This is a genomic window from Nocardia sp. NPDC127606, assembly GCF_042671725.1.
Lineage (GTDB): Bacteria > Actinomycetota > Actinomycetes > Mycobacteriales > Mycobacteriaceae > Nocardia.
Window position 1 is genome coordinate 810,839 of the sequence record NZ_JBHXWQ010000002.1, and the last position, 21,060, is coordinate 831,898.

Sequence of the window (21,060 nt, forward strand, 5' to 3'; positions counted from 1 at the left end):
TCCCCCCGTCGGTAGTTTCCGGATTTCTCTATCTGATCTTTGATTTGAGGACGGGAACCAGCTTGCTGATCATCAGTGCCTCGGATTCGGGTGACCAATTCCGCATGGCGGATACCGTGCTGGGATCATCGATGGGGACGACAATTGCGCGTGAACTGGTTATCCCGTACGGGAGACCGAGAAGTCCACCGCCACCGGCCTTCTCGTCGCTACGGAGCACGATGACGTAGCTGTCGTCAGGTGCTTCGAGCGCGCTCGAGCTGTCCGATACCTCTTTGGGTGACGGAATCCCTTCGGTATTCGTGTACTTGAAGTTGTAGACGAAACCGAGTTTTTCCAAAAACTGTGTCTGCGGGCTGCCGGTAAAATAGATCCCGAATTTGTTCGGTTGCTGCGTGACACTGAGGAGGGTGACAGTCTTGCCCGCGAACTGCGGGTTGTCCTTGCGCTCCTGCTCGATCGGCGGCAGCGCGGAGGCCGGTGTGCTGGTGGTGGTGCCAGGCGTTGGGTCGGATCCGCCGGCGGCCCAAATGCCGACTCCGGTGCCGATTCCGACGACGAGCACGATCGCTCCGCCGATCACTGCCGCGCGCTTGGTCTTGCTCGGAGCGGTCGGAGTGGACGCTGTGAGGCCATGCAGCGATACCCCTGCCCGCGGATCGGTGTGCTCGCGGGGCGGCATCACCTGGATCGGGTACGTCGGCGAAGTGTTGTGGCCGGTGGGGTTGAAACCCGGGGTCAGCGCGTTCGATGCCGCGTCGGTGAATTCGCGGCAGGTGGCGAAACGTTCGGCGGGGTTTTTGGCCATCGCGCGGGCGAAGACGTGGTCGATGGCGTGGGGGAGGCCGGGGCGGATTCGGGTTGCCTGGGGTGGGGGCTCGTGGAGGTGGCCCATCATGACCATGGCGGGTTGAGCTGCGGGGTAAGGGTTTTGGCCGGTCAGGAGTTTGTAGAAGGCACAGGCGAGGCTGTAGATGTCGGCGCGGTGGTCGAGGACGGCGCCGCTGAGTTGTTCCGGCGGGGCGTAGGCGATGGTGGCGAGGAAGCTGCCGGTCTGGGTGAGTTCGGTGGCGTCGTCGGTGGACTTCGCGACACCGAAGTCGGTGAGCAGGATGCGTTCCTCTTCGCCGTCGCTGCTCGACAGCAGGAAGTTGGCGGGCTTCACGTCGCGGTGCAGCAGGCCGCGGCGGTGGGCGTAGTCCAGGCCCTTGCCGACCTCGGTGGTAATGCGAAGGGCGCGCAGGGGAGTCATCGCGTGCGGGTCGCGGGCGAGTTCGGCGGCGGCGTCGGTGCCGTCCACGTACTGCATGGCGATCCACAGCTGGCCGTGCTCTTCACCGCGGTTGTAGACCGAGACGATGTTGTTGTGGTCGAGGCCGGCGGCGAGATTGGCCTCGCGCTCGAAGCGGGCACGGAACTCGGGGTCGCGGCTGAGTTCGGCGCTGAGCACCTTCAGTGCGTCCATCCGTGGCAGGCTGGGATGTTTGGCCAGGTAAACCGTGCCCATGCCGCCGGCGCCGAGCACCCGCTGCACGCGGTACCCGCCGACGATGGTGCCGTGGCTCATCACCATCTTTTACGATCTCCTGACTCAATGCCGCACACTGCCGCTTTCCCGGCTGGAGCATATAGGACTCCGTAGGGGTCGGCCGGTGTGGGATTATCGGCTGTTGGCGAATAACGCATATTGCGCGGCCGCACGTTGATGGGCATCCAAAAGCTGGTTGCCGCTTACTATTCCGACGTATTCGTTGTAGGCGAGGATGCAGCTGAAGCGTTTCGCCGCACCGGTGCGTTTGTTCTCCACACAGGCGGCGTCGGGGAGGTTGGGTGGGTTGGCGGCCTCGGCTTCTACCTGCCAGGGGAACAGCTTCTCGGTGACCGCGCGTCGGGCGGTCTGCTCGTCGGGAGTGCGCACGGCGATCGAGCCCCAGGACAGGGCCACCTGCTGGGCGCTCATCTTGGTGAGTTGCTCGTCGACGTAGTGGCGATCGGTGGGGAGTTGGTCGCCCGCGTAGTGCAGGATGCCGTGTTTGCCGGTGACCACGTAGTAGCCGGAGCCCTCGGGGTTGGCCAGCTGGTCCGGGTTGAGGGTGCGCATCAGGAGATGGTCGGGGTCCCACGGCAGCGTCATGACCTCTTCGTCGGTCAGCGGCGTGGTGTCGGCCAGTGCCTCGATCTGCTCGGTGAAGGCGTTCGAGGCGAGAGTGGTGAGCGCTTGCTGATCGGGCGTGGGCACCGAGAGCAGGAAGGCGATCACATACGGGCCGTGGGGGAGCACGGTGCGCAGGAAGGGTGAGTCGGGACGCCAATGTGACAGGGCCGCAGGGTGTCCGGGGATGGCAACGGGCTGGTTGCGGCCTTCCTTCATGGCGAAGTCGGTGTCGTAGAACTCTTTCGCGGCGGCGGCCGCCCGGTCCGCGTCGGGAAATTGCAGGACCATGGTGGTGGCGGTGAGCCTGTTGTCGGCCTTCTTCGTCGGCCAGTCACCGTAGGTTTCGACGCGCGAATCCTTCGCGGCGCCATTGGATTCGAAGCCGTACAGCATCTTGTGTTTCTTGGCGATCGCCGACATCGCGGGCTCGTCGCCGAGTGCCGAGGGCATCACGCCGGCGGAGACGGTGGTCGCGCGTTTGCCGTAGGTCATCTGGGCGTCGACGTCGCGGGAGTTGATCACATAGTCGGCGATCCGCATCGCCGCTACCTCGTACATCTCGTAGAACGGCGGGACCGGGTCGTCGTCGTGGGCGTTGACCGGTTCGGTCGGGTACGAGCCGACGTCGAGGGAGCGAACATCCATCTCGCCGGGCAGCGCCTGCCCGGACAGGGTGGACCCGCACGCGGTCAGGACGGTGGCCAGCGTGGCAGCCAGCAAGGCGGATCGGATTCTCATTTCGCGTTCACCAACAATGCGTACTGGGCCGAGATCCGCTGCTGGGCATCGAGGAGCTGGTTCGACCAGACATAGGCGGCGTAGCGGTCGTAGGACACGGCGCAATAGAAGCGGATCGCGATCCGTTGTTTCCTGCCGATGTATTCCTTGCACCGGGCGCTCGGCAGGTTTTTCGGTGCGGCGGAGGCGGTGAATTTGCGGGTGACGCCGCCGAGCTCGTCTCGGACACCCTGGGCGCCGGCGATGTCGCGGGCGCGGTAGACCTCGGCGCCGTCGTTGGCGTAGAGGTCGATGCCGAAGTCGTCGATCATCTTCGCGGCGCTCACCGGGTCGGAGAGGAAGTGGCGGGCGGTGCGGCCCGCGTAGACGCCGGGTGGGTTGATCCAGGAATCCTCGCGGGGGCGGGGCGCGGTGCGGCCGAGCATGCCGTCGCGATCGCGCTGCAGGGTCATCAGTTCGGTGCTGGGGGTGGGGGTGAACTTCGCGACCGCGGGGACGATCGTGTCGAGGCTCTTGCGGGTGAGGTCGAGCAGCTCCTGCTTGTCGACCTTTTCCAGCCAGATCTTCAGGTAGTCGTAGAACCAGGTGTAGATCACCAGATGACCGGTGGCGAACCAGGATCCGATCGACTGCTGGTCGGGCTGCCAGTGCGCGGTCGCCGCGGGATAGCCGGGGATCTCGATGCGCTGGTTGTTCGGGGCGTAGCCGAAATCGAGTTTCTCCAGCTCGGTGGCGGCGGTGGCGGCCTTCTGCGCGTCGGGGAAGATCATCACCGCGTTCACCATGTCCAGGCCCATATTGCTGGGCTTCGTCTCCGCCGAGCTCACGAATCCGCCGATGAAATCGGGGGCGACCTCGGCGAACCGATCGACGGCCATGATCTTGCCGAGCGCGGCTTCGGCGTCGAGGAACACCGACGCGATCGACGGATTGGTGTGGATGAACCGTGGATCGATATCGGCGGGCGTCGGCACGAAGTCGCCGAGGCGTTCGGCCTCGATGAATCGGCCCTGGTCCAGGTTGGCGACCGTCCCGACCTGGCGGGGCTGGGTCGGATAGTTGCCGACGTCGAGAGTGGCGAGGTCCACCGGGGCGTCGGTCGCGGCGATCTCATCGGGACCACCGCAGGCCGTGACGACAGTGGTCAACAGTGCGGTCGCCAGGACACCGACGACTTGTGCGGCTCGCAATTCATTCCTCCCCGAAACGATTGTCGGCGGAATCCTACGTCACCGCAATCTGGGAGTGGGGTCGAGCGAACTCACAAGCTGTTGGCCAGCAGGGCGTACTGGGCGGTGATCTTCTGGCGGACCTCGGGCTCGCCGTCGGCGCTGACCATGGCCAGATAGCGCTTGTACGCGACGTAGCAGCGGTAGACGTAGTCGTCTTCTTTGTTGCCGTTGTCGTTGAGTTTCAGACAGGTCGCGGTGGGGACGTCGGCGGGGGCGGTGATCGGGTCGTAGTGGCCCGCCGAATCGATGAGGCCCCGCATGAGCGATTGCGCGGCGGACTGGTCGCGTACCCGAGTGACGGCGCCGCCCTCGACAACCGCGTGGGCTTCGACTCCTGTTGCGTCGACCAGGTTTTGACGGGCGGTGAGGTCGGCTGCCTTGTTCACGAGGTGCTCGGGAGCATAGGAGGCGAACGAGTACTGGCCGGGGTGCATGGCGGCGCGGTCGTCGACGACGGCACGGGCCAGAAGTCCGGCGGGGTCTACCGGAAGATCGGAGATCTTCTCGGTGGGGGTGGGGTCGAACTTCGCGAGCTGGGCGAGTTCGGCGGCGAGATTCTGGTCGACCCAGGAGGTGAGGTCGGTCGCGTCGGCCCTGGGGCGCTGGATGAACAGCGAGATCACGAACTCTTCGTGGGCGAGGAAGGCACCGATGGTGGGCACACCGGGACGCCAATGGAGGTAGGCGTCGGGGTATTTGGTGGAGGCGAGTTTGCGGTTGTCGGGGGAGACGGCCAGGTCGACATCCTCCAGTTCACGCGCGGCGAGGGTGGCGGCCGCCGCGGTGGGGAAGCGGAACAGTGCCGTGGTCAGCGCGGTCGCGTCCGGACCGGGACGGGTCTCGCCGTCGGGATCGGCCCGGTCGGCGCCGAGCGCGACATAGCCGGTGACGAACTTGCGGTTCTCCAGAACAGGTTTGGAGACGTTGGCGACGAAATCCAGCGCGCGTTCGATATCGGGAACGATCACGCCGCCGCGTCCATGCGACAGCGACGGATCGATCCGCACCGCGGGCACCACGGCCGCCGACATCCGCGCACCCTCGACGATCGCGCCCCGATCGCCCGCGGTGTCGGTGTAGGTGTGCCGGTCGGTGGCGAAGGTCCCGGTCTCCAGACCGCGCACATCGGGCTCACCGGCGACGGGTGTGCCGCTGACAGCGCAGCCGGACAGGACGATCAAAGCCCCACCCCAGGCGAGCGCGATGCGAATTCTGGTCGAATCGATCATCAGGTTCCCCTCGATGTTCCTCCCGCAACACCTATGAAGTTACCGGACCGACCCCGCCCAGGGGGACCTAAGCGGGGTGCTTTGCCATAGTCTGGATGACATGGCGACCCCCCTGCTGTGCAGTTCCGGTGGAGGCCGATACCTGTGAGGGATCGGCAGGTCGAAGTGGTGCTCGGAAGTCACGCGGTCGCACGGGTCGCGGGCGCGGTGATCGTGGTCGCGCATCGCGGGCAGGGCAAGCTCACGCCCGGCGATACCGCGGCGATCGCGCTGGAATCGCTGGCGGAGTTGGTGCGTGACGCGCACGAGCAAGCGCCGTCGGGGCCGGGTTCGGTGGTGGCGCGCGAGGCGACGCGGTGGCTCATGAAGTACGCCGAGCAGATCTCGCCGGGCGTGCCGATCGATTTCGGGGTGCTCTCAGCTGCCGACAACGGGGGCGTGGCGATCTTCCTGCACGGTTCGGTGACAGCGGTGCTCGCCGACGACCACGGCCCGGAGTACTACCGCGGTAGTGACGCGGCGTTCACCGTCGACCGGGTCGCCTCCGAGCCCGCCAAGGCGGTCGCGCTGTTCGCGGACGACGCCAAGGGCCGCATCCCGGATCTGCCGCCGGAGCGCGGAATCGGTTGGCTGGTCGAAGGAATCGCGCAGGCCGGCGGGGCCGTGATGTGGTCCAACGATGTGCGCAGCCGGGTGCGAACCGCGGAACCGGCGGGCCAGACTCGCAGGCCGCCACCGCCTACCGCCCGCATCGACCGGGAACCGCGTGCGGCGCAACCGGATTCACGACACTCCGAGCAGCCCGCGACGGGGATGCAGCCGGCGACCTCGATGCTGGACGCTGTCACCGGCACCGCGCACGGCACGGTCGACACCCCCGTCGCCGACCCGCACACCGCCGAAACCCGGCTCTCCGGAACCAATCCCGCGCCCGAACCCGATCCCGACTTGCAGCGCAGGCTCGAGGCCACGGCCAAGTCGACGGTGCTCGCGGTGAAGGTCATGGGATTCAAGTGCGCGCGTGCGCATCCCAGTGATCCGCGCTCGGCGTTCTGCACGGTGTGCGGCATGCCGGTCGACCAGACCCAAGCGCTCGCCGAGGTGGTCCGCCCGCCGCTCGGCATGCTCGTGCTCGACGACGGCATGACTTACCTGATGGCCGCCGACGCCGTGATCGGGCGTGACCCGGAGCACTCCGACGCTGCCCAGCGCGGACTCATCCCGCTGCGCATCGACGACACCTCCGGTGGCATGTCGCGCGCGCATGCCGAAGTGCACCTGGTGAATTGGGACGTGCAACTCATCGACCGCGGTTCCACCAACGGCACTCGCAGCCGCCACCCCGGCTACCGCGACTGGGTCCGCCTCACGCCGAATCAGCCGATGGTGCTCGTCCCCGGCACCGAGGTGATGATCGGCAACCGGGTGCTGCGCTACGAACCGGCCGCACCACCGCCGTTCGGCTGACAACCCCGTTCGCTCCCCGACTGCACTCGCAACCCGCACATCCCGACCCCGAGGAGGGATCCGCCGCGCAGCGGCGGGTTCGCGGCCGTCCCGTCGATCAGGCGCCGTTGCGTAGGCGACGAAGGAGCAAGCAACGGTGCCTGATCGACGGGACCGAAGGGGCCGCGAACTCGAGCGCGCCAGCGCTCCAAAAACTCAGCTGTAGCGGGACAGGCAGGTGGTTTCGCCGTTGAGGACGCCGGCGCGGAAGGCGTCGACACGGGAGAATCCGCTGGGCACCGTGTTGCCCTCGGTGTCGCTGGCGGCCAGTCCGTCGGTGAGCAGGCCCGAGACCGCTTCGTCGAGGTCGCCCGCCGACAGCTGGATGTCGCCCTGGCTCACGGGGCGGCCGGGCTGGGCGAGTTTGCCGGTGACGACCCCGGAGAGGCAGGCCGCGCGCAGTCCGGTCTTCGCGCCGGTCAGCTGCTGGCCGTGGCTGCGCTGCACGGCCAGGGTGTAGCGGGAGATGAAGACCACGTAGCCGTTGTAATCGCCGCTGACCTTCACCGGCAGCGGGCCGTCGTCGTCGGTGTCGGTGGCGCCGCGTTCGGCCAGCCCGGGCACATCGGTGGCGATGGTGTTCTTGGCGGGGCAGTAGGTGACCGGTTCGGTGACCGCGCCGTCCTTGCAGTCGATGCGCGAGCCCGCGTAGTCGTAGGTCGGCGCGTCCTTCACCGGCAGGATGGCCTGAAGCGCCTTGCTCAGCTCGACGAGATTTTCCTTGGAGACGGGGTATTCGCCGCGACCGCTGTCGCCGGAGAAGCTCTGCGGGAGAGTGCCGCGGCGCGAGTCGATCTCGTCCTCGTCGATGCCCTTGCAGCCGCGCGGTCCGTCGGTGAACCCGATCTGGACAGCGGTGACGCGCTCGAAGGCCGAACCGTGCACGCTCTCTGGGTCGTCGGGATCGGAGTCGCGAATCGAAACAGTCGCGGCCAGAACGGAATTCAGGCCGTCGGAGGTGTTGATCGTGAAGTGCTCCGACTTGCCTTCCGCGACATGGCGCATGAACGCGCCCGCGAAGCAGTCGGCCTGCTGCTCCTTCACCAGGACCGGCGTCTTCTTGGTGACCATCTTGGCCATGCTCTGGATGGCGTGGCCGTATTCGTGGGCCAGCACCATCACCACCGACATCGTGCCGAAGGTCTCGCTCATGGTGGGCAGCAGCATCTCGCGGTCCCAGCCGATCGAGTTGTCGCTGCGGCAGTAGGCGGCATTGACCAGGTGGTAGGTGGTCTCCTTGCAGAATTCGATCGCCTGGCTGCGGGCGGCCCGCGCGTTCCAGGAGATCAGCTTCTCGACCGGGTCGAAGGTCTCGCCGGGGAATTCGGTGCCGAAGCCCGCCTGCCAGTAGGACTGGATGTCGTCGATCGCGTTGAGCGCCAGTTTGTCGACGTCACCGCCGTCGCCGTTGGACGCGGTGAGGGACGAATCGGGGACGCCGGTGCGCGGACCGTTCGGCCCACCGGTGGTCGGCAATCCCGCCACCTGGAACGGATCGTCGTAGATCGAGACCCCGTGCCCATCGATCGCCCGCGTGCACCCGACACCCATCAGCGCGCATAGCACGACAGAGATCGCAACGAACACTTGGGCTTTCGGCATACGTCCCCCTGGTCGGCCGGATACACGTGCAGGTCGATCGCCGGATCGGGCGCAAAGCCGTCTCGGGGGCACCGCCGATGTCCGGGCGATGGCATAGTATCCGCTCCATGTCTTCACCGGGGGCGCAGACCATCACCGTGCGCCATGATGGAACCGAACGAGTCTTCGAAGCGAGCCAGCAGATCACCATGGGCCGCGCGCCCGAGGTCACCCTGTTCGTGGACAGTCCGCTGGTCTCTCGTGTGCACGCCACTCTTCGATTCAGCAACGGCGCGTGGGTACTCGCCGACAACGGCAGTACCAACGGCGTCTTCGTCGACGCGCGCAGGCTCAACCAGCCCGTCTCGATCGACCGACCCACCCAGGTACGCCTGGGTGACGCGATCACCGGGCCGCTGCTGCACCTGGTCCCCGCGGCGCCTGGGGCGCGCCACGCGGCGACCATGGTCGCGCCGCCTTCACAACCACAGCACCAGCCGCACCACCAGCAACCGCACCACCAGCAGCCGCGTCCGCAGCAGCCGCATCCCGGCTTCCAGCCGCCCTCGCGCCCGCAACAACAGCAACCGCAATACGTTCCCACCTCGCAGCTGCCCGCGCAGCCGCAGGACAACATCAATATGACCCGCCGCGCCGATTCGTCGATGCTGCCGCCGGTCCGCAAGGCCGCCTCGACCGAACCGGTCGCGCGCGGTGACCGCATTCCGCCCGGCGGCCTGAGCATCGGCCGCACCTCGGACAACCAGATCGTCGTCAACGATCCGCTGGCCTCGCGTGCGCACGCGAAGCTGCTGGCCTCGCCCGAGGGCCTGGTCATCGAGGACCTCGGCTCGGCCAACGGCACCTTCGTCAACGGTCACCGCCAGCAGCGTTCGGTGCTGCGCGAGCGCGACATCGTCACCATCGGCAACATCGACTTCGTCGTCACCCAGGGCGCGCTGGCGCATCGGCAGAAGCCGGTCGCCGAGCAGGGCCTGTCGGTGCACGGGGTCGGGTTCACGGTCGAGAACAACAAGCAACTGCTCGTCGATGTGAACATGACGGCGGGGCGTGGCACGTTGACCGCGCTGATCGGGCCGTCGGGCGCGGGCAAGTCGACGCTGTCGAAGCTGATCGCGGGCAATACCCAGCCCTCCGGCGGTGTGGTGACCTTCGAGGGCCGCAACCTGCACGCCGAGTACGAGGCGCTGCGTTCGCGCATCGGCATGGTGCCGCAGGACGACGTGCTGCACCGCCAACTCACTGTCCGCCAGGCGCTCGGCTTCGCCGCCGAGCTACGGCTACCGCCCGATACCACCAAGGCCGACCGGCAGAAGGTGATCGACGGTGTGCTGCAAGAGCTTTCGCTCACCCAGCACGCCGACACCCGGGTGGACCGGCTCTCCGGTGGTCAGCGCAAGCGGGCGTCGGTGGCGATGGAGCTGCTCACCGGTCCGTCGCTGCTGATCCTCGACGAGCCGACCTCGGGCCTGGACCCGGCGCTGGATCGGCAGGTCATGCAGATGCTGCGCGAACTGGCCGACGCCGGTCGCGTGGTGATCGTGGTGACGCACTCGGTGGCCTGCCTGGATATGTGTGACCAGGTGGTGCTGCTGGCCCCGGGCGGTAAGACGGCGTTCGCCGGACACCCGGGTGGGGTCGGCGCGGCGATGGGGACCAGCGACTGGGCGGAGATCTTCGCCGAGGTCGCGGCCAACCCAGATCAGGCCTTCGCGAAGTATCGGTCCCGGCAGGCCTATGTGCCGCCACCGCCGCCCGCGCAGCCGAACCGCGGCAACGTGGGCGCGCCGCCGCAGTCGAGCGCGATGCGGCAGTTCAGCACGTTGTCCCGCAGGCAGTTGCGGTTGATCTTCTCCGACCGGGGATATCTGATCTTCCTGGTGGTGCTGCCCTTCATCCTCGGCGCGTTGTCGCTGGTGGTGCCTGGTAGTGACGGGTTCACGGAGGGCGCGCTGGTACAGCTGCCCGACGGCTCGTTCGGGCGGGAGAGCGGCGGTGAGGCCCAGCAGCTGCTGGTGGTGCTCATCCTCGGCGCGTGCTTCATGGGCGCCACGCTCAGTGTGCGCGACCTGGTCGGCGAACGGTCGATCTTCCAGCGCGAGCGCGCGGTCGGCCTGCTGCCCTCGGCATACCTGATGGCCAAGATCGTCGTGTTCAGCGTGACCGCGTTCCTGCAGTCGGCGGTGCTGATCGGTATCACGTTCATCGGGAAGAAGGCGCCGGGCGCCGGTTCGCTGATTCCGAGCGGCAGCGTCGAGCTGTATTTCGACATCGCGATGACCGCGGTGTGCTGTGTGGTGTTCGGCCTGCTGATGTCGAGCCTGGCCAAGTCCAACGAGCAGGTCATGCCGATGCTCGTGGTGATGATCATGGTGCAGCTGGTGATGGCGGGTGGCCTGATCCCGGTGACCGACCGGGTCGGCCTCGAGCAGATCTCGTACCTGTTCCCCTCACGCTGGGGTTACGCGGCGGGCGCGTCGACGGTGGATCTGACGCAGCTGGTCTTCGGCTCGCAGGACGACCCACTCTGGGGGCACAGCGCGGGAATCTGGATCCTGGACATCGTGATGCTCATCGTGATCACCTCGATCCTCGCCCTGATCACCTGGAGCCGACTACGACTGAAGAAGTCACAGGCATGAGTGGTCAGCGCCTGGAGGCGGCAGCTCGCGTAACCACGCGGGGCGCCCGAGCATGCCTCGCTGCGCACAGCATGATCCGCCAGGTCAGCATCGTTTCGGTGGGCAAGCTGCGCGTGTCCGTCGCCGACCGGGCACACTTGATCCTGTGACCGTTCGAGTTGGGGCCCTACATCTGGGGTGGGACGTGGTGTCCGTGGCCGCGGGTGGCGGCGCGACCCCGGTCCGCCCGGTACAGGTCGAGGGCACCTACACCCCGCCCGCCTACCTGCTCGCCGATGCCGCGGGCAGGTTGCACACCGCCGGCGTCGACCGGCAGCGACCGGATCTGGGGATGGCGATCGCCGATGTGCGCGACATCCTCGGCCACCCACAGATCGTGATCGCCGGCGCCACCTGGCCCGCCGAACTCGTCTTCCGGGCCCGGCTCTACAACCCGCTGGCCGCGATCGGCAAGTACCTCCAGGGCAAGCCGCAGCTGGTCGCGCTGCCGTATCCGGACAGCTGGCCCGAGGACAAGGTCGAGGTGTACGCGGCGCTCGTCGAGCAGCTCGACGTGGTCGTGGAACCGCTGCCCGAAAGCGTCGCGCTCTCGGGTTATGTGCGCGCCCTCGGCCTGGTCTCCCCGCCCAGCGAGCGACATCGCACCGGCATCGGCGCCACCGGGATCTACTCCGACGGTCGCTCGCTGCTGGTGGTCGCGGTCCACGGCGACGACGAACAGCCGACCGAATCGACGGAGGTCTCGGTCAGCGCCGAGGCGCTGCGCGACGCCCGCACGGCCGACAACGTGGTGATCGAGGCGATGGCCGCGGCCCGCTCGATCGGCGCCGACACCTCGACGGTGCTGCTCGCGGGCAACGTCTGCTTCAACGACGCCCTGCGTTTCGCCTTCCAGAACCACCTGGGCCAGCGTCTGCACGTGGCCGACCATCCGATGCACGCACTGGTCCTCGGCGCCGCGCATCTGCTGGTCACCGAGCCCGACCTCGACGACGAGGAGGACGACTATCCGGACTCGGGACATCCGGCTCAGGCAGTCGCCGCGCAGGTCGGGTGGGGTGCCCAACCCACGGCTCCGCCCGCCGCCCAGCCGCCGGGACCGGCCGGGTTCGTCGCCGGTCCGCCCGCCGCGCAACCGCCGCAGCCGTCAGGTCCACCCGCTCGCGCGCCGCGGCACGCGCTCGAACACGACGATGCCGAGGACGACGACCGCCGCGGCAAACTGCTCGGCAAGGTGAAGAAGGGCTTCTTCGGCACCCCGGCCGTGGTCGGCGCGCTGGCGCTGGTCGCGCTCCAGCCGGATCCCGCCGTCGCCTCGGCCGCCGAACCGGTGAGCTGCGCGTTCACCCCGTACGCGAACACGGTCCCGCGCGAGGGTATCGAGACCGCGCGTGGCCTGCTGGTCGACGACTCCACCTGTGTCACCCCCGGCATCGACACCTTGCGCTATCTGATCCCCGGTCCCGCGCGTGCGACCGACCCCGGTCCGCCGGTCGTGATCTAGCATCGCCCGATTGCGGGTCGGTGATGCGTGGCTGGTATCGTTGCCCGTTGGCGTGTGGAACGTCGAACCGTTCGCGGATCGGCGTCTCCTCGATGTCCTGGGTCTCCACCGGCCGCCAGGGCAGTCTCGATCCACACATCAGGGCCGGCAACACCGACGACAGACAGGGAACGACTGTGCCTACGTACAGCCCCAAGGCGGGTGACGTCACCCGCAAGTGGTACGTCATCGACGCCACTGACGTAGTCCTCGGCCGTCTCGCCGTGCAGGCCGCTGGCCTGCTGCGCGGCAAGGGCAAGCCGACCTACGCACCCCACGTCGATGGTGGCGACTTCGTCATCATCATCAACGCGGAAAAGGTTGCCATCTCCGGCAACAAGAAGCAGGACAAGCTCATCCACCACCACAGCGGACACCCGGGCGGCCTCAAGTCGCGCACTGTCGGCGAGGTGTTGGCGACCCGTCCCGATCGTCTCGTGGAGAAGGCCGTCAAGGGCATGATCCCGAAGAACAAGCTGGGTAACGCGATCGCGGGCAAGCTGAAGGTCTACGCAGGCCCGAACCACCCCCACGCCGCGCAGCAGCCGGTTCCGTTCGAGATCAAGCAGGTGGCCCAGTGACCGCTCCTGAAGAGTTCGCAGCCGAAGAGTTCGACGCCACCGATGAGGTCGTCGTCGAGATCGTCGAAGACGGCGAAGGCTACGCCGAAGGCGAATACGTCGAAGAAGAGCTGGCTTTCGAGCCGCTCGGCCTCGACCGCCCGGTGCAGACCGTCGGCCGTCGTAAGGAAGCCGTTGTTCGCGTTCGCATGGTGCCCGGTTCGGGCAACTTCGAGCTCAACGGCCGCACCATCGAGGATTACTTCCCGAACAAGGTGCACCAGCAGCTCGTGAAGTCCCCGCTGGTTCTGGTCGAGCGTGTCGAGAACTTCGACATCTTCGCTCGCCTGGTCGGCGGCGGCCCGTCGGGTCAGGCAGGCGCCCTGCGTCTGGCCATCGCCCGCGCGCTGATCGTGGTCACCCCGGACGACCGTCCCGCCCTCAAGCGTGCCGGCTTCCTGACGCGTGACCCGCGTGCCACCGAGCGTAAGAAGTACGGCCTGAAGAAGGCCCGTAAGGCGCCTCAGTACTCGAAGCGCTGATTTACGCACTGTCGACCGCCGTCTTCGCTTACTTTGGTGGAGACGGTACGGTCGGCGGAGCACGTGTGCGAGAGCAGGCTTCCAGCACGGCTGGTCGCCTGCTCTCGTGCTGTAAACGGGGACCTACGACGGGTAGAGGTTTATGGGACGGCTGTTCGGCACAGACGGTGTTCGCGGGCTCGCCAACGAGTCGCTGAGCCCGGAACTGGCGATGCGCGTCGCCGCCGCGGCGGCGCAGGTGCTCTCGCGCGGCAAGAAGCGCCCGGTCGCGGTGCTCGGTCGCGATCCCCGCGCCAGCGGCGAGATGCTCGAGGCCGCGGTCACCGCGGGCCTGACGTCCGTCGGCGTCGATGTCCTCTCGGTGGGCGTGCTGCCGACTCCGGCCGTGGCCTACCTGACCGGCCTGTACGACGCGTGCTTCGGCGTGATGATCTCCGCCTCGCACAACCCCATGCCCGACAACGGCATCAAGATCTTCGCGGCGGGCGGGCACAAGCTCGACGACGCCATCGAGGCCCGGATCGAAGCCCTGATCGCCGAAGGCGTCACCGTGCGCCCGACCGGCGCGGGCATCGGCCGGGTGCGTGGCGACTACACCGTCGAGGGCACCCACGAACGCTATGTCGAGCATCTGCTCGAATCCACCGGCCAGGACCTGTCCTCGCTGACCGTCGTCGTCGATTGCGCGCACGGTGCGGGCGCCGAGGTGGCCCCGCAGGTGTACCGGGAGGCGGGCGCGACGGTGATCGCGATCAACGCCGAACCCAACGGGCTCAACATCAATGACGGGTGCGGTTCCACGCACCTGGACAATGTGCGGCGCGCGGTCCTCGAACACGGCGCCGACCTGGGCATCGCGCTCGACGGTGACGCCGATCGTTGCCTCGCCGTCGATGCCGCCGGCGAGATCGTCGACGGTGACGCGATCATGGCGGTGCTCGCGCTGGCGATGCGCGATGCGGGCGAACTGGTCGACAACACTCTCGTCGCCACCGTGATGAGCAACCTCGGCCTGCACATCGCGATGCGCGCCGCCGAGATCACCGTGATCACCGCCGCGGTCGGCGACCGGTACGTGCTCGAGGAACTGCGTCGCGGCGGATACAGCCTGGGCGGGGAACAGTCCGGGCACGTGGTGTTCCCGCGGTTCGGCACCACCGGGGACGGGGTGCTCACCGGCCTGCGGGTGATGGCGCGGATGGCGCAGACCGGGCGCTCGCTGGCCTCGCTGGCCTCGGTGATGAGCACGGTGCCGCAGGTGTTGATCAATGTCGCGGTGTCGGACAAGGGTGCTGTCGCTGTCGCTCCCGAGGTGCTGGAGGCTGTCGCGGAGGCCGAGCGGATTCTCGGGGAGACCGGGCGGGTTCTGTTGCGGCCCAGTGGGACCGAGCAGTTGGTGCGGGTGATGGTGGAAGCCACCGATCCCGCGCAGGCGCGTCAGCTGGCCGACGATCTGGCCAAGCGGGTCGCCGCGGTCTAGTCGCCGGGGTCAGGGCGACGGGTCGGCGATCGGTTCTGTGGCGTGTTCCACCGGGCCCCACTAGTATCGGGATACGCCGTCAGGACCTGTGTGCCCCGTGGCGCGTGTGTGCTGCTCGGCGCAGGCGGTTATTTCGGCGCGCAGCACGATTCGAAGGGGGCCGATCATGGTTCCGCCGCTGCCTGCCCGCAACTACCAGGACCAGTACCCGTACGAGTACGGCGAAGTGGATCAGCCGCACCGTTGTGGCGGGGCCTGCGGACGACCGGGGTGCCGCGAAGTGCCGCAAGGGTATTCGCCCACCGTACCGATCCGGGACGAAGGCTACGGTCAGTCCGCCTATGAGCCGGTCGCCGAGGCACCACGCACCCGCCCGTTCGCGGCGCCACGGGTGCCGCGCTCGCGATCGTTCATCGCGGTGGTCGCCGTGCTCGGTGTCACCTTCGGCGTCGGCCTGATCGGGGCCAAGCTCGGCTCCGACATCGACCTGTTCGGTGCGGCCGAACCTGCCGTGGTGCGGTCGCTCTAGAACTGTCCGACGACGAAACCGCTGAACAGCACCCCGAAACCACCGATCTCGCCCACGACCAGCCCGTACATCGACAGCCGTAGTTCGGTGGGAATCTTCCCGTCGAACTGGTTGGTGGTGTCGCGGCGCAGCCCGTGCAGGGCGTAACTGGCGATCGCACCGGCGAAGAACGCGAGCACCACCAGGTCGGCGGTCAGGTTGACGATCGTCGGCCAGGCGCTGAGTTCGGTGAACACCGCGAGCAGAATCCCCGCGAAGGAATACATCAGCGCGGCGCGGTGGGCGATGTCGACATAGACGTGCGCCGCGCCGGCGGTCCGGATGCCGTGGTACTTCCACACCCCGAGCAGCAACGCGCTCAGGAAGAGGGATCCGGTGACGAGCAGAGTGATTCGGGTGTCGATACCCAGTGCGTAGTCCATGCGTCATTCCTCGCTGAGAAGCCCACCGGACATGTGCCAACGACGGGTCGCACGAACAGAATCCAGCATCCGGCGATCATGCGTCACCAGAATCAACGTGCCGGTGAAGGATTCGACGGCCTGCTCGAGCTGTTCGATGGCGGGCAGGTCGAGGTGGTTGGTCGGCTCGTCGAGGACCAGCAGGTTCACCCCGCGCGCCTGGAGCAGGGCCAGGGCCGCGCGGGTGCGTTCGCCGGGGGACAGGGTGTCGCAAGCGCGCGTCACGTGCGGCCCGCGCAGGCCGAATTTGGCCAGGAGCGTGCGGACTTCGGCGTCGGGCCAGTCGGGCATGGCCGCGGCGAAGGTATCGGCCAGCGCGTCGTCGCCACGGAACAGCCCGCGGGCCTGGTCGACCTCGCCGATCTCGACACCGGAACCCAGTGCGGCCGAACCGGAATCGGGTGTGATCTTGCCGAGCAGCAGGCCGAGCAGGGTCGACTTGCCCGAGCCGTTGGCTCCGGTGAGCACGATCCGGTCGGCCCAGTCGATCTGGGTGGTGATCGGGCCGAGAGTGAACTCGCCGCGCGTGAGGGTGGCGTTGTTGGCGGTCGCGACCACCGCGCCGCTCCGTGGGGCGGTCGCGATCTCCATCCGCAGCTCCCACTCCTTGCGCGGCTCGTCGACCACGTCGAGGCGTTCGATCCGGCGCTGGGTCTGGCGGGCCTTGGCGGCCTGCTTCTCGGTGGATTCCGCGCGGGTCTTGCGGCCCATCTTGTCGGAGTCGTTCTTGCCCTTGCGGCGGGCGTTGCGCACGCCGTGCTCGAGCCAGTTGCGCTGCATCTGCGCGCGTGACTCCAAACCCGCTTTGGTATCGGCGAATTCGTCGTAGGCCTCGCGGGCGTGCTTGCGAGCGATCTCGCGTTCGGCGAGATAGGCGTCGTAGCCGCCGTCGTAGAAGCCCGTTTGCTGCTGAGCCAGGTCGAGTTCGAGGACGCTGTTCACGGTGCGCGCCAGAAACTCTCGATCGTGGCTGATCACCATGAGCGGTACGCGCACACCGGTGACGAAACGTTCCAGCCGGTCGAGGCCGTCGAGATCGAGGTCGTTGGTCGGCTCGTCGAGCAGCAGAATGTCGAAGCGCGACAACAACACCGAGGCCAACCCCGCGCGTGCCGCCTGGCCGCCGGACAGACCCGTCATCGGGGTGTCGAGCCCACCGGCCAAGCCGTGGGTCAGCCCCAGGTCCGCGGCGACCTCTTCGGCGCGCTGATCGAGATCCGCGCCGCCCAACGCCAGCCAATGTTCCAGCGCGGGTGAGTAGTCGTCGTCGCCACCGTCGCCGAGACGTTCGGCCGCCGCGTCCATCACCTGCTGGGCGTGCGCGACACCGGTTCGGCGCGAGAGGAATTCGAGCACCGTCTCGCCCTCGATGCGTTCCGGTTCCTGGGTCAGATAACCGACGGTCGCGTCGGGCGGACTCAACGCGATGGTGCCCTCACCCGGCTCGCGCTCGGCCAACATCCGCAGCAGCGTCGACTTGCCCGCGCCGTTCACCCCGACCAGCCCGATCACATCGCCGGGGGCGAGAGTGAAATCGAGGTCGGCGAACAGGGTCCGTTCGGCGTGCCCCGCGGACAGGCCGCTGGCGTGCAATGTCGTGCTCACCTCGACAATTGTGCCCGTCTCGGGGTCTGACCCTGAGGTCGGGGCCCGTCGAAATCAGGGTGCGGATGGGTCTGTGGACCGATGCGGGCGGGGGTGCTCCGACGGCACAGTGGAGACATCACCGCTTCACAGGAAGGCAACACCATGACCGCCCCCGCCCGCCGCCTCACCCGTTCGACCAGCAACAAGTGGATCGCAGGCGTCTGCGGTGGCCTCGCCGAACGCTACGGCTGGAACCCCAACGTCGTCCGCCTGGTCTTCGTCGTGTCCTGCCTGCTCCCCGGCCCCCAGTTCCTGATCTACCTGGCGATGTGGATCCTCATCCCGAACAAGTAGCCCCGAACCCCCCGGCGCCCGCTCGCGGATGACAAGATGGTGGCAACCCCGCCACGTCGTCATCCGCGAGTTTTCCGTTGGAGGAGCAGTCATGGTCACCTCGGGTGAGTTCCCCGGCCTCGGCCTACCCGACATCGACGCCCACTCATCCCTGGGCGGCCTCGGCCCCGTCGAACTGAACAACCCATCCCTCGACCTCGACCACGACGGCGTCGTCGACTCCCTCTCCACCGGCGACACCGACTCGACCAGCATCTGGTCCGACTACGACCACGACGGCCTGGCCGACCACGTCACCGTCGTCGAGGAAGACGGCGACTACGCCGCCTGGGAGTACCACCGTCATCCCGACGGCACGTCGGAGTGGCGGAAGACCGACCAGGGGAACCTGGAGAAGTAGCGCACGAGGGTGCCGCTGTGGTCGAATCCGATCACAGCGGCATTTGTCGTGTGATCGTGGAACCGATCCCGGTCGTGGCGCGTCTAAGGGAGTAGTGCGCCTGCCGGCGCTTGACCAGAAGGAGGGGGAAGTGGGCGATTCAGTGACGGTCGATCCGACGGCTCTGCGTAAGGCTGCGTCGAACTTGAAGTCGTCGGCGGCTGACATCGGGACGTGCTCTGCCGACGTCAAAGGCTGGACCTTCACCGCCGCGCAAGCCGGTCGCGACTACGGCGCCGAGGGGACGAAGGTCGGGGGCGTGATCGGCAAGGTCGAGACCTGGTTGAAGAACTGGCAGACCGCGATCGACAAGACGGGCGTTCAGTTCGGTACGAGTGCGGATACGTACGCGACGGTCGACGATGCCAACGTCAAGAAGATAACCGCTGCTGGGGTGAACCTTTGATGCGTAGTACGAGAGCATCGGCATCCTCATTCGTAGTCGGAGGGGGTTTCGGTGGCTGACTCCCCGACATGGCCGAATATTCCCAACAGTGGCAGCGCGGACGAGATACTCGACCTAGGGGCCGAGGGTCTGCAATATTTTGTCCAATACCTTCCACGCTATGAGAAGGCGCTCGCGGTAACGGAATCAACGGCGGGCAGGGCGGAGCTGGTAGGCGCCGACTTGAACAAGTTGATCTACGTGGAATATGACGCCGAACGTGGGATGGATATCGCAGCCATCGATCGGATGTCTGCGGCGTTGTCCAAGGTGATGGCCAAATTGCCCGGTGAGATCGACGAACAGCGCCGCCAGCTCTCGGCACTTCCGTCGATTTGGCAGGGGCAAGCAGGCGACTCGGCGTCCAATATGCTCAATGCGCAGATTCTCCGTGCTGAGCAAGATCGCATCGAGGCCGCGACGATATCTCTGGAGCTCAGCTACGTTTCGACTGCGCTGCGTACGGCAGTGCGCCACAAAGCTGTGACGGTCCAGAGCTTTTGGTCTCCGAATACGCCTGACATTCCGCAGCAGAACGGTAGTGGGGTGGGACGCGCAGCGATCGATGATTACATTCGATTGGTGGCGCAGAACCCTTATTCCGATTTGGGTCAGAAGGCGAAAGAGTGGTTGGTCGAGGTATTCGTACCCCACGTCCACGCCACGTACGATAAATTCATTCAGCTGTGCAAAGAAGTTGACACCGAGGTTCGTCGGATTTACGGCGTACTTGTCGAAGCCTTGAACGGACTGGATACCGGCGCATATCCCATGCCGCAGGATTCCGGCAAGCCGCAGACACCCGTGACGACGGAACAGCAGCCCCAGACGAAAGATACGTCGAAGGGTGACACCTCGACCGGCGGCACACCGTCGACAACGGAGGACACGTCGACCAAGGCGGCGACCACCGAGGACCCGTCGACCACCAAGGAGGACGATGACGACGACGATGACGACATCACCGATACGATCAGCGAAATCACCGATACGGTCAGCGAAGTGATGACCGGTCTCACGTCGCTCGTGTCGTCGGTGAGTGAACTCGAATCGCTCGTCACGAGTACGGCGGAGACGATCAGTTCCGGCCTCACGTCGCTCAGTACCTCGGTCCAAGAGGGTTTCGCGTCGATATCGAGCCAGTTGAGCAGCTTGATGTCCGGTGGCGCGACATTCGATCTGAATGGCACCCAGGTCAGTGTGGGAACCGATGCGAACGGCCAACTCACGGTGAGTACCACCGACTCTGCTGGAAACTCACACGAATACGGCATGACGCTCGATGCCAACGGTATTCCGGTGATCAGCGACGAGCAGACCAGCGGCGAAATCGGTTCGGGCACACCGGAGACCGGCACTGGCCAAGGGCCGACCGGTCTCGAAGACACGGATGAGGGGACGTCCTCGGGTGCGACACCGAACCCGACCGGTTCCCTCAACGCCAAAGGCTATGCCGCAGAGAACATGCCGGGGGCGGGCTCGACGCCGAGCGCGGACAACGAGCCCGACGGTGAACATTGGGCGGAAGAATATCCGGTGAGCCAGCAACCCAATCCGGGTGACACCGGTGCTGTCCTGGCCGAGGCGGGACCGCTGTGAATCATCGAATTGAGGGGGTTTCGTCATGAGTCGATCGCGGATCGACGAAGGCGCCTACGAGTTCCTTCGCCGGGTGCGGATTCTGGACGACGAGTACGACCAGATGCGCAACAGCCTCGCCGTCCACAACAACGGTCACGAGATACTCGCCGAGATTCAAGCGGTCAGGGAACGCGAAGCCGCCGAGGCCGAGGAGCGGGCACGGCTAGAAGCGGAGGAACGCGAGCGTCAGGAGGCCGCAGCCAGGGAACAACGCGAAGCCATCGCGCGATCTATCGCGGCTCGACGCGCCAATGACCGCGCTGCTCCGCTGGACGACGACGATCCGGAAGCCGAGTACTACCAGCGCAAGAGCTGGCTGGTCTGATCGCCGGCGCGACGCCGGTTGGTGATCGCGCCGGGCCGACGTTCCTCGGA

The 21,060-nt window shown here is 66.9% G+C and carries 19 protein-coding genes; 12 read left to right on the plus strand and 7 right to left on the minus strand.

Annotation, left to right across the window (positions count from 1 at the left end; all coding sequences use genetic code 11):
* Nucleotides 1–28 precede the first annotated feature (28 nt).
* The 4 genes from ACFVJ5_RS14385 to ACFVJ5_RS14400 form a co-directional block, all read right to left on the minus strand.
* On the minus strand, nucleotides 29–1,567 hold the full coding sequence (locus tag ACFVJ5_RS14385) for a serine/threonine-protein kinase (protein WP_379220365.1): 1,539 nt from the start codon (nucleotides 1,565–1,567) through the stop codon (nucleotides 29–31).
* Between the two features lie 93 nt (nucleotides 1,568–1,660).
* Nucleotides 1,661–2,893 (minus strand): hypothetical protein, encoded by a 1,233-nt coding sequence (locus tag ACFVJ5_RS14390; RefSeq protein WP_379220366.1) that lies wholly within the window; start codon nucleotides 2,891–2,893, stop codon nucleotides 1,661–1,663.
* Nucleotides 2,890–4,083 carry a hypothetical protein gene (locus ACFVJ5_RS14395; RefSeq protein ID WP_379220367.1) on the minus strand — a complete coding sequence of 398 codons (1,194 nt, stop codon included), beginning with the start codon at nucleotides 4,081–4,083 and terminating at the stop codon, nucleotides 2,890–2,892. Before ACFVJ5_RS14395 ends, ACFVJ5_RS14390 begins: the two co-directional genes overlap by 4 nt.
* A gap of 71 nt (nucleotides 4,084–4,154) precedes the next feature.
* Nucleotides 4,155–5,354, minus strand: a complete 1,200-nt coding sequence (locus tag ACFVJ5_RS14400) for a hypothetical protein (RefSeq protein WP_379220368.1) — start codon at nucleotides 5,352–5,354, stop codon at nucleotides 4,155–4,157.
* Between the two features lie 144 nt (nucleotides 5,355–5,498).
* On the opposite strand from ACFVJ5_RS14400, the gene ACFVJ5_RS14405 reads away from it, so the two are divergent.
* Nucleotides 5,499–6,821 carry an FHA domain-containing protein gene (locus tag ACFVJ5_RS14405; RefSeq protein ID WP_379220369.1) on the plus strand — a complete coding sequence of 441 codons (1,323 nt, stop codon included), beginning with the start codon at nucleotides 5,499–5,501 and terminating at the stop codon, nucleotides 6,819–6,821.
* A gap of 195 nt (nucleotides 6,822–7,016) precedes the next feature.
* Here the strand turns inward: ACFVJ5_RS14405 and ACFVJ5_RS14410 are convergent, their stop codons facing one another.
* Entirely contained in the window at nucleotides 7,017–8,411 is a 1,395-nt protein-coding gene (locus tag ACFVJ5_RS14410) for a metallopeptidase (RefSeq protein ID WP_379220370.1), read from the minus strand.
* Between the two features lie 158 nt (nucleotides 8,412–8,569).
* On the opposite strand from ACFVJ5_RS14410, the gene ACFVJ5_RS14415 reads away from it, so the two are divergent.
* From ACFVJ5_RS14415 to ACFVJ5_RS14440, 6 genes are all read left to right on the plus strand, one after another.
* Nucleotides 8,570–11,104 carry an ATP-binding cassette domain-containing protein gene (locus ACFVJ5_RS14415; protein ID WP_379220371.1) on the plus strand — a complete coding sequence of 845 codons (2,535 nt, stop codon included), beginning with the start codon at nucleotides 8,570–8,572 and terminating at the stop codon, nucleotides 11,102–11,104.
* 145 nt (nucleotides 11,105–11,249) lie between these two features.
* Nucleotides 11,250–12,608: a hypothetical protein gene (locus ACFVJ5_RS14420; RefSeq protein WP_379220372.1), complete on the plus strand. Its 1,359-nt coding sequence runs from the start codon at nucleotides 11,250–11,252 to the stop codon at nucleotides 12,606–12,608.
* A gap of 176 nt (nucleotides 12,609–12,784) precedes the next feature.
* Entirely contained in the window at nucleotides 12,785–13,228 is a 444-nt protein-coding gene (gene rplM / locus ACFVJ5_RS14425) for a 50S ribosomal protein L13 (protein WP_194825954.1), read from the plus strand.
* Nucleotides 13,225–13,749, plus strand: a complete 525-nt coding sequence (rpsI, locus tag ACFVJ5_RS14430; protein ID WP_082844303.1) for a 30S ribosomal protein S9 — start codon at nucleotides 13,225–13,227, stop codon at nucleotides 13,747–13,749. The genes rplM and rpsI overlap by 4 nt, the downstream gene beginning before the upstream one ends.
* A gap of 142 nt (nucleotides 13,750–13,891) precedes the next feature.
* Complete coding sequence (gene glmM / locus ACFVJ5_RS14435; protein ID WP_379220373.1) at nucleotides 13,892–15,229, plus strand: phosphoglucosamine mutase; 1,338 nt, start codon at nucleotides 13,892–13,894, stop codon at nucleotides 15,227–15,229.
* Between the two features lie 166 nt (nucleotides 15,230–15,395).
* Nucleotides 15,396–15,758 (plus strand): hypothetical protein, encoded by a 363-nt coding sequence (locus tag ACFVJ5_RS14440; RefSeq protein WP_379220374.1) that lies wholly within the window; start codon nucleotides 15,396–15,398, stop codon nucleotides 15,756–15,758.
* Here ACFVJ5_RS14440 and ACFVJ5_RS14445 read toward each other — a convergent pair.
* Both ACFVJ5_RS14445 and ACFVJ5_RS14450 read right to left on the minus strand, forming a co-directional pair.
* Nucleotides 15,755–16,180, minus strand: a complete 426-nt coding sequence (locus tag ACFVJ5_RS14445; RefSeq protein ID WP_379220375.1) for a hypothetical protein — start codon at nucleotides 16,178–16,180, stop codon at nucleotides 15,755–15,757. The genes ACFVJ5_RS14440 and ACFVJ5_RS14445 overlap by 4 nt on opposite strands.
* Nucleotides 16,181–16,183: 3 nt before the next feature.
* Nucleotides 16,184–17,824 (minus strand): ABC-F family ATP-binding cassette domain-containing protein, encoded by a 1,641-nt coding sequence (locus tag ACFVJ5_RS14450; RefSeq protein WP_379220376.1) that lies wholly within the window; start codon nucleotides 17,822–17,824, stop codon nucleotides 16,184–16,186.
* Between the two features lie 144 nt (nucleotides 17,825–17,968).
* Between ACFVJ5_RS14450 and ACFVJ5_RS14455 the strand changes: the two genes are divergently transcribed.
* The 5 genes from ACFVJ5_RS14455 to ACFVJ5_RS14475 all read left to right on the plus strand — a co-directional run bounded on the left by ACFVJ5_RS14455 (nucleotide 17,969) and on the right by ACFVJ5_RS14475 (nucleotide 21,010).
* Nucleotides 17,969–18,160: a PspC domain-containing protein gene (locus ACFVJ5_RS14455; protein ID WP_063057023.1), complete on the plus strand. Its 192-nt coding sequence runs from the start codon at nucleotides 17,969–17,971 to the stop codon at nucleotides 18,158–18,160.
* A 91-nt stretch (nucleotides 18,161–18,251) separates the two neighbouring features.
* The gene (locus ACFVJ5_RS14460; protein WP_101464356.1) at nucleotides 18,252–18,560 is read left to right on the plus strand and encodes a DUF6802 family protein; all 309 of its coding nucleotides are present in this window, start codon (nucleotides 18,252–18,254) and stop codon (nucleotides 18,558–18,560) included.
* Between the two features lie 130 nt (nucleotides 18,561–18,690).
* Complete coding sequence (locus ACFVJ5_RS14465; protein WP_379220377.1) at nucleotides 18,691–19,005, plus strand: type VII secretion target; 315 nt, start codon at nucleotides 18,691–18,693, stop codon at nucleotides 19,003–19,005.
* A gap of 51 nt (nucleotides 19,006–19,056) precedes the next feature.
* Nucleotides 19,057–20,643 (plus strand): hypothetical protein, encoded by a 1,587-nt coding sequence (locus ACFVJ5_RS14470; RefSeq protein ID WP_379220378.1) that lies wholly within the window; start codon nucleotides 19,057–19,059, stop codon nucleotides 20,641–20,643.
* 25 nt (nucleotides 20,644–20,668) lie between these two features.
* On the plus strand, nucleotides 20,669–21,010 hold the full coding sequence (locus ACFVJ5_RS14475) for a hypothetical protein (RefSeq protein ID WP_379220379.1): 342 nt from the start codon (nucleotides 20,669–20,671) through the stop codon (nucleotides 21,008–21,010).
* Nucleotides 21,011–21,060: the final 50 nt, after the last annotated feature.